At 69.1% G+C, this 15,959-nt stretch carries 17 protein-coding genes; 4 read left to right on the top strand and 13 right to left on the bottom strand.

Annotated elements, in window-relative coordinates; genetic code table 11:
* The 11 genes from AB0M52_RS06900 to AB0M52_RS06850 all read right to left on the bottom strand — a co-directional run.
* A partial coding sequence (locus AB0M52_RS06900) for a hypothetical protein (protein ID WP_363949930.1) occupies window positions 1-193 on the bottom strand: 193 nt, incomplete at its 3' end.
* A 2-nt stretch (window positions 194-195) separates the two neighbouring features.
* A complete protein-coding gene (locus AB0M52_RS06895) occupies window positions 196-522 on the bottom strand; it encodes a putative quinol monooxygenase (RefSeq protein ID WP_363949928.1) in 327 nt (108 codons plus the stop codon).
* The gene (locus AB0M52_RS06890) at window positions 522-1,589 is read right to left on the bottom strand and encodes an Ldh family oxidoreductase (protein WP_363949925.1); all 1,068 of its coding nucleotides are present in this window, start codon (window positions 1,587-1,589) and stop codon (window positions 522-524) included. Before AB0M52_RS06890 ends, AB0M52_RS06895 begins: the two co-directional genes overlap by 1 nt.
* Complete coding sequence (gene otnC / locus AB0M52_RS06885) at window positions 1,586-2,248, bottom strand: 3-oxo-tetronate 4-phosphate decarboxylase (protein WP_363949922.1); 663 nt, start codon at window positions 2,246-2,248, stop codon at window positions 1,586-1,588. The genes AB0M52_RS06890 and otnC overlap by 4 nt, the downstream gene beginning before the upstream one ends.
* The gene (gene otnK / locus AB0M52_RS06880) at window positions 2,245-3,516 is read right to left on the bottom strand and encodes a 3-oxo-tetronate kinase (RefSeq protein ID WP_363949920.1); all 1,272 of its coding nucleotides are present in this window, start codon (window positions 3,514-3,516) and stop codon (window positions 2,245-2,247) included. Before otnK ends, otnC begins: the two co-directional genes overlap by 4 nt.
* Entirely contained in the window at window positions 3,513-3,878 is a 366-nt protein-coding gene (locus AB0M52_RS06875; protein WP_363949917.1) for a hypothetical protein, read from the bottom strand. Before AB0M52_RS06875 ends, otnK begins: the two co-directional genes overlap by 4 nt.
* Window positions 3,879-3,881: 3 nt before the next feature.
* The gene (locus AB0M52_RS06870; protein WP_363949915.1) at window positions 3,882-4,187 is read right to left on the bottom strand and encodes a hypothetical protein; all 306 of its coding nucleotides are present in this window, start codon (window positions 4,185-4,187) and stop codon (window positions 3,882-3,884) included.
* Between the two features lie 77 nt (window positions 4,188-4,264).
* Window positions 4,265-5,356 carry an isocitrate/isopropylmalate dehydrogenase family protein gene (locus AB0M52_RS06865; protein ID WP_363949912.1) on the bottom strand — a complete coding sequence of 364 codons (1,092 nt, stop codon included), beginning with the start codon at window positions 5,354-5,356 and terminating at the stop codon, window positions 4,265-4,267.
* 43 nt (window positions 5,357-5,399) lie between these two features.
* On the bottom strand, window positions 5,400-6,527 hold the full coding sequence (locus AB0M52_RS06860) for an ABC transporter ATP-binding protein (RefSeq protein ID WP_363949909.1): 1,128 nt from the start codon (window positions 6,525-6,527) through the stop codon (window positions 5,400-5,402).
* On the bottom strand, window positions 6,520-8,235 hold the full coding sequence (locus AB0M52_RS06855; RefSeq protein WP_363949906.1) for an iron ABC transporter permease: 1,716 nt from the start codon (window positions 8,233-8,235) through the stop codon (window positions 6,520-6,522). Before AB0M52_RS06855 ends, AB0M52_RS06860 begins: the two co-directional genes overlap by 8 nt.
* An 86-nt stretch (window positions 8,236-8,321) precedes the next feature.
* Window positions 8,322-9,359 carry an extracellular solute-binding protein gene (locus AB0M52_RS06850; protein ID WP_363949904.1) on the bottom strand — a complete coding sequence of 346 codons (1,038 nt, stop codon included), beginning with the start codon at window positions 9,357-9,359 and terminating at the stop codon, window positions 8,322-8,324.
* A gap of 382 nt (window positions 9,360-9,741) precedes the next feature.
* Between AB0M52_RS06850 and AB0M52_RS06845 the strand changes: the two genes are divergently transcribed.
* The 3 genes from AB0M52_RS06845 to rraA are packed head-to-tail and all read left to right on the top strand — an operon-like array spanning window position 9,742 to window position 12,222.
* Window positions 9,742-10,443, top strand: a complete 702-nt coding sequence (locus AB0M52_RS06845; protein WP_363949901.1) for a GntR family transcriptional regulator — start codon at window positions 9,742-9,744, stop codon at window positions 10,441-10,443.
* Window positions 10,440-11,681 carry an MFS transporter gene (locus tag AB0M52_RS06840; RefSeq protein ID WP_363949898.1) on the top strand — a complete coding sequence of 414 codons (1,242 nt, stop codon included), beginning with the start codon at window positions 10,440-10,442 and terminating at the stop codon, window positions 11,679-11,681. Before AB0M52_RS06845 ends, AB0M52_RS06840 begins: the two co-directional genes overlap by 4 nt.
* 16 nt (window positions 11,682-11,697) lie before the next feature.
* Window positions 11,698-12,222 carry a ribonuclease E activity regulator RraA gene (gene rraA, locus AB0M52_RS06835; RefSeq protein ID WP_363949896.1) on the top strand — a complete coding sequence of 175 codons (525 nt, stop codon included), beginning with the start codon at window positions 11,698-11,700 and terminating at the stop codon, window positions 12,220-12,222.
* A gap of 145 nt (window positions 12,223-12,367) precedes the next feature.
* Here the strand turns inward: rraA and AB0M52_RS06830 are convergent, their stop codons facing one another.
* Window positions 12,368-12,982 (bottom strand): hypothetical protein, encoded by a 615-nt coding sequence (locus tag AB0M52_RS06830; RefSeq protein WP_363949893.1) that lies wholly within the window; start codon window positions 12,980-12,982, stop codon window positions 12,368-12,370.
* 137 nt (window positions 12,983-13,119) lie between these two features.
* Complete coding sequence (locus AB0M52_RS06825; protein WP_363949890.1) at window positions 13,120-13,728, bottom strand: TMEM175 family protein; 609 nt, start codon at window positions 13,726-13,728, stop codon at window positions 13,120-13,122.
* A 536-nt stretch (window positions 13,729-14,264) separates the two neighbouring features.
* On the opposite strand from AB0M52_RS06825, the gene AB0M52_RS06820 reads away from it, so the two are divergent.
* Complete coding sequence (locus AB0M52_RS06820; RefSeq protein ID WP_363949932.1) at window positions 14,265-15,785, top strand: non-reducing end alpha-L-arabinofuranosidase family hydrolase; 1,521 nt, start codon at window positions 14,265-14,267, stop codon at window positions 15,783-15,785.
* Window positions 15,786-15,959: the final 174 nt, after the last annotated feature.

The following is a 15,959-nucleotide window of genomic DNA, read 5'->3' as shown; positions in this document are numbered from 1 at the left end:
CCGCACCCCAGTTGCGCAGGGCGTGGATCGCTTCGGCGGTGCCGTCGCCGTCCTCGTGCCGCAGCAGGTTCTCCAACACGATCCGGAGGCTGTACGGAAGGTCCGACGGCGCGACGTCGGCCAGCCGGTGTACGGCGTACCGGGCGTCGCCGACGGGCAGGGTGGCGGCCGTACCGAGGGAGTTGCTGCTCATGTTCATCCTTGCTGGGATTCCGGGATGTCGGCCGGGAAGACCGGGGCCGCGTACGTGTTCGTCCGGCCGCCGGGCTGCACGCAGCGGGCCACCACCTGCTGCCACTGGGCGTAGTGCGGCGCCGACCGGTGTTCCTGGTAGAAGGCCGCCTCGTCGCGGTAGAGCTCGTAGAGCAGGAACCGGTGCGGGTTGTCGGCGATCTGGTGGACGTCGAAGCGCAGACAGCCTGGTTCGTCCCGTAGCGAGGCCCGCGCGTTGACCTCGATGCCGGTCAGGAACTCCGCCAGCCGGTCGGGCCTGACCTCGATGTGGACCAACACGGTGAACATCAGCGCTGCACCATCGCGTCGGTGACGTCGAACGGCACCCCGCACGAGTCGGCCAGTCCCCGAAGGTCCTCAAGTGTCTGCTCGGGAAGTAGCAGCCCGGTGGATCGGCCGTGTGCCTCGGCGCGCTCTTCGATCTCTCCGGGGTAGTAGATCTCGGTCGCGTTCGCGGCGAGCGGCACCCTCTTGGTGGTGGTCACCAGGTCGTCGACACGCCGCCGGAACGTCTCCAGGTCGAGCACGGCGTCCACGCGCAACGCGAGCACAAGATGCCCGCACCCGCTGCGCCGGTCCGGCACGTAGGGACCGGTCACGTCCGTCGCGTACGAACTGCCGGTGAGGACCCCGGAGAGGATGTCCATCATGAAGGAGATCGCGTAGCCCTTGTGCCCGGCCATCGGGGCGAGGATGCCGTCGACGGCGACCTGCGGATCCGTCACGGGCAGCCCGTCGGGGCCGATGGCCCAGTCCGCGGGGATGGCCTCACCGCGTTGGCGGGCGGCGTAGATCTTGCCGCGAGCCACGGCGGTGTTGGCGATGTCGAGGACCAGCGGTCCGTCGCTGCCGCCAGGGGTGGCTATCGACCAGGGGTTCGCGCCGACGGTCTTCTCGCGTCCACCCCAGGGCGCCATGGCGGGGCTGCCGTTGGTGGTGAGGATGCCGACACAACCCGCGTCGGCCATCCTGCGGGTCCAGTAGGCGGCGGTGCCGAAGTGGTTGCTGTTGCGTACGGCGACCGCCGCCACGCCGTGGCGACCGGCCCGCTCGACGGCCTCGCGGCACGCCTGGTCGGCGATGACCTGGCCGATGCCGTCGTGCCCGTCGATGACAGCGACAGCGCCCGAGTCGACCACGGTCTCCGGCCGGGTGACGGGTCTTGTGGTGCCGGCCCGTAGCCGTGCGATGTACCAGGGCAGACGCAGCATGCCGTGCGACGCGTGACCCCACAGGTCCGCGGTGACGAGGCTGTCGCTGACCAGCCGGGCGTCGACCTCGGGCACCCCGACCGAGGTGAGGATCCGGGTACCGAAGGCGGCCAGCCGGTCGGCGTCGATGGGGGTGGCGGTCATCGCGGTGTTCCCTTCGAGGGCATGGCAAGCGGGCGGTGGGTTCGGGCGGTGAGGTCCTCGACCTGCTGCGGGGTCAGTGGCCGGGTCCGGTGACCGGCCAGGAGCAGGAACAGCCGGGCGGTCTCCTCCAGTTCCTCCACGGCGTCGGCGGCAGCGGCGAGGTCGCCGCCGGCGACGACCGGGCCGTGGTTGGCCAGCAGGAACGCGTGGTGGTCACGGGCGACCTCCTCGGCGAGTGCCCGCAGCCCGGCATCGCCCGGGGCGTGGTACGGCAGCAGGGGCAGCCGCCCGACGCGCATCACGTAATAGGCGGTCAGCGGTGGCAGCACATTGCTCGGGTCGACGTCGGCGAGGCAGGACACGGCGACGGAGTAGGTGCTGTGCAGGTGGACGACGGCGCCGGCCGAGGGCCGCGACCGGTAGGCGGCGGCGTGCAGGAAGGCTTCCTTGGACGGGGCCGGGCCGGCGACGTGGTCGCCGGCCAGGTCGATGACCGACAGGTGCTGCGGGTCCAGCGCGCCGAGGCTCGCACCGGTCGGGGTGAGCAGGATCTGCCGGCCGTCGCGGACGCTGATGTTGCCGGTGCGGCCGAAGGTGAGCCGGCGGGCGAACAGCGAGGCGCCGAGCGCGACGATCTGCTGCCGGATGTCGGTGGTCATGCGGCTCCCTTCACGGCCCGGACCAGCAGGTCCGGCCGGCCGAAGTTGCCGGACTTGAGGAGCAGGCCGAGCACCGGCGGCTCCGGGGTGAGACACCACGGCACGCCGCGGTCCTCCTCGTCGGCGACGACCACCGCATCGACACCGAGCGCGGACACCACGGCGCCGGAGGTCTCACCGCCGGCCACCACGAGGCGGCGAACCCCGAGGGCGACGGCGGTACGCGCCAGCGCGCCGAGGGTCTGTTCGAGGATCTCGGCGGTGCCGGGCCCGAGGGCGGCGACGGCCGCCCGCCGCTGCTCCACCGGGGCGGAGGAGTAGAGCATCAAAGGCGCCGCCTCGATGTGCTCCCTCAGCCAGGCGGTCGCCGTCGCGAGCAGTTCGTCGGGGTCGGGGGTCGCCGCCGGGTCGAGGCGGTGGGAGGGGAACGCGGTACGGGCGTGGTCGACCTGCGCGAGTGTCGCGGCGGAGCAGCTGCCGGCGAGCACCAGACCCGGGCCGGCGGGCAGCGCCACGGGATGCCGGTACTCGTCCTGCCTTACGCCCCGGGCGGCGGCGCCGACGGCCCGTGCGAGGCCGGCGCCACCGGTCAGCACCGCGAATGACGCGGCCGCCGTGGCGACCACGTCGAGGTCGGTGTCGTCGGTGGCGTCGACCACGACGTGGCGTACGGCGTCGGCGCGTAGTTGCGCCAACCGCGCCGTGACGGCCTGGTGGCCGGCGCGCACCACGTCGAGCGGCAGCAGCCCGACCCGGTGGGATGTCTGGCGGCTCATCACCCGGACGAGGTTGGCGTCGGTCATCGGGGTCAGCGGGTGGTGCCGCATGGGTGACTCGGACAGCGGAATGTCTCCGACGAAGAGGTGCCCCCGGTAGACCGTGCGGCCGTGTTCCGGCGACGCCGGGCAGATCAGAGTCATCGGTGCACCGGCGGCGTCCAGCAACGCGTCCGCGACCGGGCCGATGTTGCCGGCGTCGGTGGAGTCGAAGGTGGAACAGTACTTGAAGTACAGCCGCCCGACTCCCTGCTCGCGCAGCCAGCGCTGGACGTTCACAGACTGTGCGACGGCATCGGGTGCCGCGACGGTCCGCGACTTGAGCGCCACGACCACCGCGTCGCACGGGGGAAGCCGCCGCCCCGCCTGCGGGGCGCCGAACAGCAGGACGGTGCGCAGCCCCGCGCGACGCAGCGCCGCCGCGACGTCCGTGCCGCCGGTGTAGTCGTCGGCGATGCAGCCCAGCACGGGCCCCGCCAGCGGGCCGCTCATCGCGCCGGCTCCGCCGCGAGCCGGCCACGCAACGCGGTCGCGGCGAGGTGCGCCGCGCTGAGCACCGGTACGTCGACCGCTTCGCGGGCTGCCGCGAGACCGGGCGCGAGCGAGAACTGGCCGATCAGGATCAGGTCGCTGCGCTGCCGGAACCGCCGGGCCGTCTCGCCGACGAGCTGGGCGAGAGCGATGTCGTCACCGGCCGTGCGGGCGCCCTCGACGACGGCCCCGGCCACCCGTGCGTCGACCGAGGCCGACGCGAGGTGGGCGGCGAGGCGGGCGACGGTGTCGTCGACGCCGTCGCGCACTGGACCGAGGACGGTCACCCGGGCCGGACGCCGCCGCGCAACCTCGTCGAACAATGCCTAGTCGGAGGCGAGCACTGGGACCGGGTACGCGGGGGCGAGCTCCTGGGCGACCGGCCCGTACATCGAACAGCTGAGCAGGACGGCGTTGGCCCCACCGTCGACGGCGTGCCCGATGAGGGTGGACATGCGCCGGCGTAACGGCGCGGTGACACCACCGTGTTGCTCGGCCTGCCTGAGCAGCAGGTCGTCCAGCAGGTTCCAGACTCGGGCCTGCGGGAACGCAGCGGATAAGGCGTCTGCCGCCGGGGCCATCGACGCCGCTGTGGCGTGGATGACGGCGACGGTGGGTGGGCTGTCGGTCAACGGTGCTCCTCAGGTGTGACGGCAGCGGGCGGCGGGCGGCACCGTCAAAAGCACCGCCCGCCGCGCGTGGTCAGGGCTCAGCCGGCGCGGACCGCGTCGACGACAGCGGCGGCGAAGGCGCTGGTCGACGCCGATCCGCCGAGGTCGGGGGTGGTGGTGCCGGCGCGTACCGTGGTCTCGACCGCCCGCTCCACTCGGGCCGCGGCGTCCCGGACCCGCTCGTCGGCGTGCTTGGCACCGAGCCAGTCGAGCAACATGGCGCTGGACAGGATCATGGCGATCGGGTTGGCGATGTCGCGGCCGGCGATGTCCGGTGCCGAGCCGTGCGCCGCCTGGGCCATCGCGTGGGTGTCGGACGAGTTGATCGAGGGGGCGATGCCCAGCGACCCGGCGATCTCACCGGCCAGGTCCGACAGGATGTCGCCGAACATGTTCTCGGTGACGATCACGTCGAAGTCGGCGGCGCGACGAACCAGATGCACGGTCATGGCGTCGATGTGGAAGTCGTCGACGCTGACGTCGGGGTAGCTGCCGGCGACCTCACGGCACACGTCGCGGAACAGCCCGGTGGTCATCCGGAGCACGTTGGCCTTGTGCACGATCGTGACCCGCTTGTTGCGGCGGCGGGCCAGCTCGAACGCGGACCGCGCGATGCGTTCCACCGCCGGCCGGGTGATGATGCCCAGGGCGATGGCGACATCCGGCGAGGGCATGAACTCGCCGGTGCCGGCGTACGTGCTGCGATCGGCGTAGAAGCCCTGCGTGTTCTCGCGGACGATCACCAGGTCCGTGCCGGGTACCACTGCCTTGCCGCCGTCGAACGCCTTCGCCGGGCGGATGTTCGCGTACAGGTCGAAGTGCTTGCGGATGGTGCCACTCGGGTTGAGCTTGGCGCGGTGCGGTTCCGGGTAGGCGGCGCTGTCGTGCGGGCCGAGCAGCCACCCGTCGAGGTCGGCGAGCGCGGTGAGGGTCGATTTCGGAACGGCGCTGCCGTGTTCGACGATGGCCGCCGCCCCCAACGGGAGTTCGATCCAGTCGACCGGGTCGAGTCCGGCGGCGTCGAAGGCGGCGTCGACCACGGCGACAGATGCCGGGACGATCTCCGGTCCGATGCCGTCGCCGTGCAGAACCCCGAGGGAGTAGCGGCCTGGGCGGGTGGTGCTGGTCATGGTTGGGGATGCCTTTCGCGACTGTCGGGTCTGTTGGTCGGGGTCACGCCGCTACGGTGAGCAGGTCCGCGACCTCCTCCGACGGGTGCACCGTGCTGGGGTAGAGCAGCGCCTCGTCGGGCTTGAAGGTCAGCCGTACGGTCCCGGTGAGACCGGGCCGGGAGGTCGAGACCTGGACGATGTGGTTGCCCAGCTTGAGGTCGTACTCGTAGCGGGACCCGACGTACGAGCTGGTCAGTACCTCGGTGGTCAGGCTGTTGGTGGCGGGGGCCGTGGGGTCGACGGAAAGCGCCTCGAGCCGCTCGGGGCGGACGGCGATGGTCACCTGCTGCCCGGCCCGGACGGCCTCGGCGCTGCGCACCTCGACGATGTCGCCGCTGCAGTCCAGCCGGACCCGGCTGTGCCCGTCGGCGCTCTCCGTCACCTGACCGGGAAGGAAGTTGCATCGACCGACGAACGCGGCGACCTCGGGCGCGGCCGGGCGTTCGTAGATTTCGTAAGGGGTCCCAACCTGGAGCATGCGTCCTTCGGACATCACCGCGATCCGGTCGCTGAGCGCGAGCGCCTCGTCCTGGTCGTGCGTGACGTAGACGGTGGTGATGCCCAGGTCCTCCTGGAGCCGCTTGAGCCAGGCCCGGGCCTGCTCCCGCAGCTTGGCGTCGAGGTTGGACAACGGCTCGTCCAGCAGCAGCACGGACGGGGAGTAGACCAGTGCGCGGGCGAGCGCGACCCGCTGCTGCTGGCCGCCGGAGAGCTGGTGGGGGTAGCGGCCCTTGAGGTGGGCGAGGCCGACCTTCTCCAGCGCGTCGGCGATGCGCTCCTGCCGGTCCTTCTTGCCTACCTTCCGGATGGTCAGCGGCATGGCGAGGTTTGCCTCGACCGTCATGTGCGGCCACAGCGCGTACGACTGGAAAACCATGCCCAGGTTGCGTTCCTCGGGCGGCAGGAACCGCCGACCGGCGCTGTCCACGAACGTGGTTCCGCCCACGCTGATCGTGCCGCCGGTGGGTTGCTCCAGTCCCGCGACGCAGTTGAGTGTGGTGGACTTTCCGCAGCCACTCGGGCCGAGCAGCGTGAAGAACTCGCCGTCGCGGATGGTCAGGTCGATCTCGTGCAGCACGGTCACCGCACCGAACTTCTTGAACAGGTTGGTAATGACGACGTCAGGCATCGTGATGCCCTCTCATAAGTAGCCCGGCCAGTCCGACGAAGGCGGCGGTGATGGCGATCTGGATGGTGGCCAGTGCCGCCACCGATCCGGTGTTGCCCTGGACCCAGAGTTCGAGCATGGTGGTGCCCAGGATGTTGGAGTCCGCGGAGGCGAGGAAGATCGCTGGCGAGTACTCCTTGAGCATGGTGACGAAGGTGAGGATCACCGCCCCGGCGAACGCCGGCACGAGGAGGCGGCCGAGGATCCGGGCGAAGGTGCGCAGCCAGTCGGCGCCGGAGACGCGAGCGGCGTTGTCGAGTTCCTGGCCGATCTGCATGATCGACGGCGCGATGGAGCCGAAGCCGCTGGGCAACGCCCGCAGCCCGAAAGCGATGATCAGTGCGAACAGGGTGCCCTGGATCAACCCGCCGGTGCCGAAGGGCGCGTAGGCGAAGGCCCAGAACAGGCCGATGCCGATGATGATGCCCGGCATGGCCTGCGGTGCCAGGGACAGGTATTCCACGGCCCGGGCGAACCGGAAACTCGACCGGCGGGCCACCACCACGGCCAGCAGGGAGAGCAGGCTGACCAGCAGGGCGCCGACGGCGGCAACGATCAGGCTGTTCCAGATCGACTGGATGTACGCCTGGAAGCCGAAGATCCGCTCGTAGTTGGCCAGGGTGACAGTTTCCAGGGGCGACTGGAGCGGGGTGAAGATCAGGGTGAACGACCGGAACACCAGTCCGCCGATCGGCAGCAGAGCGCCGAAGACGACGTACACGCCGATGGCGGCGATACCGACCCACTTGATCCAGCCCAGGTCCAGCCGCCGTGGGCGGGTCGCCTTTCCCCGTACCGCGACGAACCGCTGGGCGTCCTTCAACAGTTTGGCCTGGGTGGCCACCAACCCGACGGTGACCAGCAGGATCAGGGCGGACGCGGCGCCCAGCACCCCGTAGTCCGGGTTGATCGACTGCAAACCGTTGCTGTACAGGAAGGTGGAGAAGACGGAGATGCCGACCGGTTGTCCGTAGAGCAGGGGGACGCTGAGCGTCTCCACGGACATGCTGAACACGAGGATGGAGCTGTACACCATCGGCGGCCGCAGCATCGGAATGATGACCGAGAACAGGATCCGCAGCGGGCGAGCACCGCAGACCTGGGCGGCGCTCTCCAGCGACGCGTCGGACTGCCGTAGGGCGTTGGCGCAGAACACGTACGCGATCGGCGCCAGCGCCACGGCCTCGGTGACCGCCATGCCGGGGATCGAGTACAGGTTCCACGGCACCGTGCCGATCCACTCGCGCACCTGGACGCTGACGAAACCCGCCGGCCCGTACAGGGTGATCCAGCCGAAGCCCAGGATTAGCGAGGAGATGAAGAAGGGCCACTGCATGGCGGCGGCGAACAGCCGGGCGCCGGGCAGCTTCGTGCGTACCACCAGCACCGCCATGGGCACCGCGATGATCAGAGTGAGGGCCGTGGTGCCCAGGGCGAACAGCGCGGTGTTGAGGATGACCCTGCCGAAGCCCGCGTCGGTGAACAGGCGCACGTAGTTGTCGGCGGTCAGGATGCCGCCGGCCTGGTACAGCGGCCGGTCCAGGAAGGACTGGTACAGGGTGGGTACGACCGGTGCCAGCACCAGGAGGGCCAGTAGTGCCAACACCGCGTACTGCACCCACAGCTCCCGGCCGACGCCGGCCAGGCGTCGGTAGCGCGGCGGGACCATCTCTGGTCCTGCCGCCCGACGTGACGCCTCGGCCGGCGTGGTGAGGGTTGTCATTGTTGTTGCTCCGCTCCTGAGGTCGGGCCGCCTCAGCGGGCCAGCAGCCCGTTCCACCGGTTCACGAACTCCTGGATCTTGGCGTCCGGCACGAGCTGGTACTTGACGAGGATCACGTTCTGCTCACCGACCGCGTCGATGATCTCCTGGTAGGTGTGCAGCCCCTCGGCCTGCGCGACGTCGTCCCGATAGGACGTCAGGCCCCCCTCGGCCACGGCGCGCTGCCCTTCGGCGGAGAGGACGAAGTCGGTGAAGAGCTTCGCGGTGTTGGGGTGCGGTGCCTGGGGGGCGATGCCGATGCCGCGGGGCAGCGCCACGGTGCCGTCGTCGAGGAAGGTCACCTTGAACAGGCCGCCGCTGTTCCTGACCACCGGATACGCCGGGGCGCCCGAGATGAAGAAGCCGACCAGGTACTCGCCGGCCAGGATCTTCTCGGTCTGCGTCCCGGAGGACGTTTCGGGCCGGGCGAGCGGCAGCAGCTTCTCCAGGCTCGCCCATCCGTCGGGGCGTGCCTGGGTGTAGGTGTTGGAGACGGTGAAGCCGAAGGCCCCCTTGACGTCCCGGGTGGTGATCTTGTTGTCGAACTTCTGCGGGTCCTTGGCCACGATCTCGGCGAGGCTGGCCATGCCGGTCGGCGCCTCGGGGACCAGCGAGGTGTTGTACGCGATGGTCATCGGGTCGATCGACATCGTGTACACGTTCGGTATCAGGGTCGCGAACTCGGGCAGCTTGCCGAGTTCTGGAGAGGCGTAGGGCATCAGGCGGTTCTGGCCCTCGACGTTGTACTCGGCCCAGGCCTGCGCGGCGTTGGACACCAGGATGTCGGCCGGGGACCGGCCCGTCGCCTGCTCGGCCAACACCCGTTGGAAAACCTCGTCGCTGTCGAGGTTGTTCGCCGAGATCTTCTTCACCCAGGGGTACTTCTTCTGGAAGTCGCGGAAGATCGGCGCCCAGTTCTCCTGGTCGGTGTTGGAGTAGATGGTCAGCTCGCCGCCCTCACCCTTGGACGCCTCGATGACCTGGCTGTACTCGGCCGGGTAGTAGTCCGGCGCTGCGCCTTCGACGATCACGTTCGGCGGCGCCGTCGGCTCGGAGCCTCCGCAGGCCGCGAGGGGCAGCGCGAGAGATAGCGCGGCGAGGGAGATCAGAAGCCGTCGACGCCCGACGGGGGACCCGGACCCGAGTGGACCCGTAGAGGTGGTGGTCAATTTACCGCTCCTTGATGCGAAGGAAACGTCGGTGTGGCAGCCACCACACGATGGAGGTTATAACCTCCGTCCGTCAACAGGGTGGGCCGAAAAACTTTCTCAGGGAGTCGTGGCGGAGTGTGCGAGCTGGAAGGTTGCCCTGCTGGCCGCTCGGGAGCCACACGGAGCCGGCATGTCTGGGGAGGGTGCTCGACCAGAGTTGGCCGGAGTGCTGTAGGTTATAACCCACGACGCGGGAGGTTGGATGAGTCAGTCGACGGAGCTGTTCCCCCGGAAGAGCGACTTCGCCTACACCAGGCTGCGGGAAGCGATCCTCTCCGGCGAGTACGAACCAGGGGCCGTACTCAACCAGGCGATGCTCGCCAGGACGATCGGGATCAGCACCACCCCGCTACGGGAAGCCCTACGCCGGTTGAAGTCCGAGGGACTGGTTGAGCTGGATGCCCATCGGGATGCGCGGGTCACCCCGCTCAGCGCCGAGGAGGCGCGAGACCTGCTGGAGATCCGCAACTCACTCGATCCGCTGGCCGTCGCCCTCGCGGCGGAACGGCGCAGCACCGCCGACATCCGGGAGATGCGTGAGGCCATCCAGGGGCTGAAGCCGCTGCCGAACAACCCCGGCTTCGTCGACCTCGTCGCGCACCGTCGCTTCCACACCGCGATCTACACCGCGTCCCACAACGAGATCCTCATCAGCACTCTCGACGCGCTGTGGGACAAGGCGGACCGCTACCGCCGCTTCGGCCTCGAAGTCGTCCGCGGCCCGGAGGAGCGGGCCCAGAAGGCAGCCGAGCACGAGGCGCTGCTGCAATGCGTCATCTCCGGAGACGCCGTCGGTGCCGCGGAAGTGATGCGCCAGCACATCGGCACGAGCCTCGGCGCCAAGGCGGCGTACCGGCTCGACGCGCAGCGGTCCGCCACGATGGGGCAGGAACCGGATATGTGAGCACCACGGTCTCTGCGCGGGTGGGCGCGGCCGAAGTGCCGACCAGGCACCGGGCACAGCTGATCCTGCTGCTAACCCACACCATCCTGGTCCAAGCCGTCACCTTCGTGCTCCGGCCCGCCGCCACCTACCGCGCGCTGGACCTCGACGTGCCCGCCGCGTGGCTGGGCCTGCTCGGCGCCAGTTTCGCCGTGGTGCCGTTCGTGCTGGCCATTCCCTCCGGTCATGCGGTCGACCGTTGGGGCGAACGCCGGATCATGGTGATCGGGTCCGCGCTGCTCACGGCCGCCGCGGCGGGCCTCGCCCTGCTCGGCGGCACCGTCCTCGGTCTGGTGCTCGCCACCATGCTGCTCGGCACCGGGCACCTCTGCTCGGTGGTGGCGCAGCAGGCACTGGTCGCCAACAGCACGCCCACGGGCCGGTACGACTCCGCCTTCGGGCACTACACCTTCGCCGCCTCGCTCGGGCAAGCAGTCGGGCCCGGGCTGATCATCGCCTTCGGCGGCGACCGCCCGATGCCGGACACTCAGGCGATCTTTCTGGGCGCCGTCGTCCTGACCCTGCCCCTACTTGCCGCCGCAGGCTTCCTCCGACCATCGGGAGGTTCCCGATCCGCCAGTGAACAATCCGTAGGCGGGGTGCGGAAGCTGCTGCGACAGCCAGGGCTGGTCCGTGCCCTCACCGTCAGCTGCGTCGTCCTGGCCGCGGTCGACATCACGCTGGTCTACCTGCCCGCCCTGGGTGCCGAGCGGGGCATCGCCGCCGGAGCCATCGGCATACTGCTCGCCCTTCGCGCCACCGCGTCCATGGTCTCGCGGCTCTTCCTCGGCCGGCTCGCCGCGCTGATCGGCCGTCGCCGGCTCCTCACCACGGCGGTCGCCCTTTCCGCAGCAGGCCTGGCGCTGCTGCTGCTACCCCTGCCGCTGTGGCTGATGGCCCTCGTCATCACCCTTGCCGGCCTCGGGCTTGGCGTCGGCCAACCCTTGACCATGTCCTTCCTGGCCGAGTCCGCCCCACCGGGACTCCGCGGCCGGGCCATGTCGCTGCGGCTCACCGGCAACCGCTTGGGCCAGATCCTGATTCCCACGACCGCCGGCGTCGTCGCCATCGGGACCGGCGCCGCCGGCGTGCTCGCCTTCACCGCCGCCGGTCTGTCGGCCGCAGCCCTGGCGGCGCATGGCCTGCGACCACCGCCGTCGTCCGCCGACCATCCCGCGCCTGCGCCGTCAGCACCATGACTCTGGAAGGACACCCATGACCCCGCAACCCACCTCGACCGCTGCGGATTTCGCCACGGCGGACCTCGTCGACGAACACGGCGACGGGATCGGCTCCTGTGACATCCAACTGCGCCAGTTCGGGGCTAACCGGATGTTCCACGGGCTTGCCGTCACCGTAAGGTGCTTCGAGGACAACGCCCTGCTCAAGTCGATCATCGCCGAGCCGGGCAACGGCCGGGTACTCGTCGTCGACGGCGGAGGGTCGCTGCATCGAGCGCTGATGGGCGACGTCATCGCAGGCATGGCGGCAGAGAACGGCTGGGCAGGTGTGATCATCAACGGCGCGGTCCGCGACGTCGCCGCCCTTGCCGCACTGAAGATCGGTATCAAGGCACTCGGCGCCAACCCCCGCAAGAGCACCAAGACCGGGGCCGGTGACAGTGATATCCCGGTTGCCTTCGGCAACTGCACTTTCATGCCGGGCGCCGCGATCTACAGCGACGACGACGGCATCGTGGTACTCCCGCCAGCCAACGAAACCCAGCTTTTCGCAGGCTGACGGCGACCGGTCCTCGCCCTCAGCTGTTGGCGTACTGAGCTTCCCCCGGTTGCCCGGATCTCCTGGTGCGGTGCAGGCCCGATGGTCGGGCCAGTTCCGGTGAAACCGGCCCGCGTTGGCTTCGGCGAGTAGCCAGCGCAGCCCGTCACACCTCCGGGATGTCATGTACGGTCGCGGTCACCACCAGGGTCTTCGTCTTCTCGCCCTGGGAGTTGCGCGCGGTCAGCAGGTAGGTGTGCCGCTGGATGTCGCCCTCACCGCCCGCGCACGGGAAGTTCAGGGTCTCGCTGCCGGTCGGCGGGTAGTTGTCGGCGTACACGCCTTGGCCGTCGACGGATAGGGCGACGGAGTCGATGTTGCTGGTCTTCCATTCGAGAACGACCGGCGTGCCGGGGATCGGGTTGGCGCTCGTCCCGGCCGGGCAGGAGGGCTTCTGGGCGACCCGGAAGTAGGTGATCGTCGGCTCGTTCGCCGACGGTGTGTTCGACTTCGCCCCGGACTGCCCGCCGCCGGTCGAACCGCTGCCGGTCGAACCGCTGCCGGTCGAACCGTCGCCGGTCGAGTCACCGCCGGTCGTACCGCTCGTGGTGGGCTCGGCCGCGGCGCTCGGCTCGACGCTTTCCGGCGCGGCGGGATCCCCGGGCGTCGAGGTCGCCGTGGTGGATTCGGTGGTGCTGGTGCCGGTGGGCGTGCAGCCGCTGACCACGAGCGCAGCGGTCAGGGCGACGATGGCGGTGCGGAGCAGGGCTGGACCAGGCATGACCACTCCTCGGCGGCGCGCCGCCGGTGACTCCGGGGGCGGGCTGCCGACCACGGTAGGGATGGTCGGCAACAACGGTCCGACTCAGAGACGGAGCCCCGAGGATCGTCGCATCAGGATCGGGTCACCGGCGTTCTTCAGTCGAGGGTCTGGTGCTGGCGGACCACCCGGTCGATGCGGCGGTCGGGTACGACCCACATGATCGCCACGGCGACGAAGCACGCCTCGGCGAGCCCAACTCCGACCCGCCCGCCGATCAGTAGGGCGCTGAGTATCCCGGCGACGTAGAAGACCGGGGACAGCTTGCCCTTCAGGTCGGCGCCGACGGCTTCCCGCAGCGGCGACTTCGGCCCCTGCTGCCGGATGATCACGGTCTGGAGCACGAAGTACGCGATGGCCGCGCCGAGCAGGTTCAGACCGTAGATGACGACCGGGGTCCGTTCGAATCGTGAGTCGTCGACCCAGGCTGTGGTGAATGGGAACAGCGACAGGCAGAACAGCAGCGCCAGGTTGGCCCACAGCACTCCGCCACTGACCTGCCGTACCAGGCGGAACATGTGGTGATGGTTGTTCCAGTAGATGCCGACGTAGATGAAGCTGAGGAGGTAGGTCAACAGCCCGATGCCGGTCGTGTGGACGAGGTCGGAGAGGTGGTGACCGGTCGGGACCTTGAGTCCCAGCACCATGATCGTGATGATGATGGCAAGGACGCCGTCGCTGAACGCCTCCAGCCGGTTGGTCGGCACCGCGCCACCATCCCTTCTCCCTCAGTCACGCGCCGGTCATAGGGGATGAGCACAACAGACGCTTCGGCCGCCCGGGCTGCCCTATCGAGATCCGTTCGCATCATCCGTGTGCGCCGGGGCCATATGCGATGTATACCCGCGGGGTGTGGTCTCGGTACGAGCGTTTCCAGGACTCGTCCTGAGGGGCGGCACCGCGACCATCGGAGATCGTGAACGGACCGGTCGAGATCTTCGGTAGTCCTGCCGGTCGGGTGCTCACCCGCCAAGCGCGGCAAGGACGGACGGCTCCGCTTCCCGGACCCAGAACATTACGACTTGACGAACGGCATGTTATCGCTCACAGTCGATAGTCAAGGACGACGATGCCTGTGGCTTACCGGGCAAGCCTGCGTCGTCGGACCTTGGATCCAGGCGTACGCCAGGGCATGCGGAGGCCCTGTTAGCGCTGACATTCTCCCCGCATGCGCCCGGTCCATGCGTCGCGGTGCGCCCATCTCCGCGCGCACCGTTCGGCTCTTGGTTATTGGAGGAGGATCATGTCTGCCTTTGGTAGGTCTCCATCGATCGCGCCGCCGCCGCGACGGCGTAGGTGGTTGCCGCGGGTTGTTGCGGCTGGCGTGACGGCCGTGGTGGTCAGTGGTGCCGCCGCCGCGGTGGTGTCGACGCCCGCCGCCGCGGCAACGGTCGACACGAGCGCGTGGTACGTGTTGTTGAACCGCAACAGTGGCAAGGCGTTGGACGTGTACAACCTCGCCACGAACGACGGGGCGCGGATCACCCAGTGGGCCCGGAACAACGGCAACCAGCAGCAGTGGCAGTTCGTCGACTCCGGCGGCGGCTACTACCGGTTGAAGTCGCGGCTGTCCGGCAAGGTGCTGGACGTATACAACTGGTCAACCGCCAACGGTGCCAGCATCGTGCAGTGGACCGACGGCAACGGGGCCAACCAGCAGTTCCGGCTGGCGGACTCGGCTGGCGGCTACGTCCGGTTGATCAACCGGAACAGTAACAAGGCGGTGGAGGTGCAAGGCGCATCGACCGCTGACGGTGGCAACATCGTGCAGTACGACGACTGGGGCGGCAACAACCAGCAATGGCAACTCGTCCGCGTCGACGGCGGTACCAACCCCACCACGCCGCCGCCCGGCACGTGCGCTCTTCCGTCGACGTATCGCTGGACATCGACGGGCTCGCTGGCGAACCCGAGGTCGGGGTGGGTCTCGCTCAAGGACTTCACCCACGCCCCGTACAACGGAAGGCATCTCGTCTACGCGACGACGCACGACACGGGAACGACGTGGGGCTCGATGAACTTCGGCCTCTTCACGAACTGGTCCGACATGGCCTCGGCCAGCCAGAACGCGATGCCCTTCTCGGCTGTCGCGCCCACCCTGTTCTACTTCGCCCCGAGGAACATCTGGGTGCTCGCCTACCAGTGGGGAGGGCCCGCCTTCTCCTACCGCACGTCGACCGACCCCACCAACGTGAACAGCTGGTCATCAGCGCAGACGCTCTTCTCCGGAAGCATCGCCAACTCCAGCACGGGACCCATCGACCAGGCGCTCATCGGTGACAGCACGAACATGTACCTGTTCTTCGCCGGCGACAACGGCCGGATCTACCGGGCCAGCATGCCCATCGGGAATTTCCCGGGAAGTTTCGGCTCCACATCGACGATAATCATGACCGACTCGACGAACAACCTGTTCGAAGGGGTTCAGGTCTACAAGATCCAGGGCGAGAACCGATACCTCATGCTCGTCGAGGCGATCGGCGCGCAGGGTCGCTACTTCCGATCGTTCACGGCCACCAGTCTGGGCGGCTCATGGACACCGCAGGCCGCAACCGAGAGCAATCCCTTCGCCGGCAAGGCCAACAGCGGCGCCACCTGGACCAACGACATCAGCCACGGCGAACTGATTCGCAGCAACGCCGATCAGACCATGACCGTCGATCCCTGCAACCTGCGGTTGCTCTACCAGGGACGTGCCCCCAACTCCGGCGGCGACTACGGCCTCCTGCCCTATCGGCCCGGTTTGCTCACACTGCAGCGCTAGTGGCGTGACGCGGATCCGGCTCAGATGGTCCTGACGTCACGGGCAACGGTGTATGCCGAATCGAGTGGGCGTTGTCACGCCTCGTGATTGGGATCGGGTTGATCCGGAGCGGGCGGGCTCGGTGCAAAGCCGAGCCCGCCCAGGCCACGTAGAGAGCTGCGATCTGACCTGTCC

It is taken from the genome of Micromonospora sp. NPDC051296, assembly GCF_040682255.1.
Classification (GTDB): domain Bacteria; phylum Actinomycetota; class Actinomycetes; order Mycobacteriales; family Micromonosporaceae; genus Micromonospora; species Micromonospora craterilacus.
This window is presented reverse-complemented; position numbering and strand designations above follow the sequence as displayed.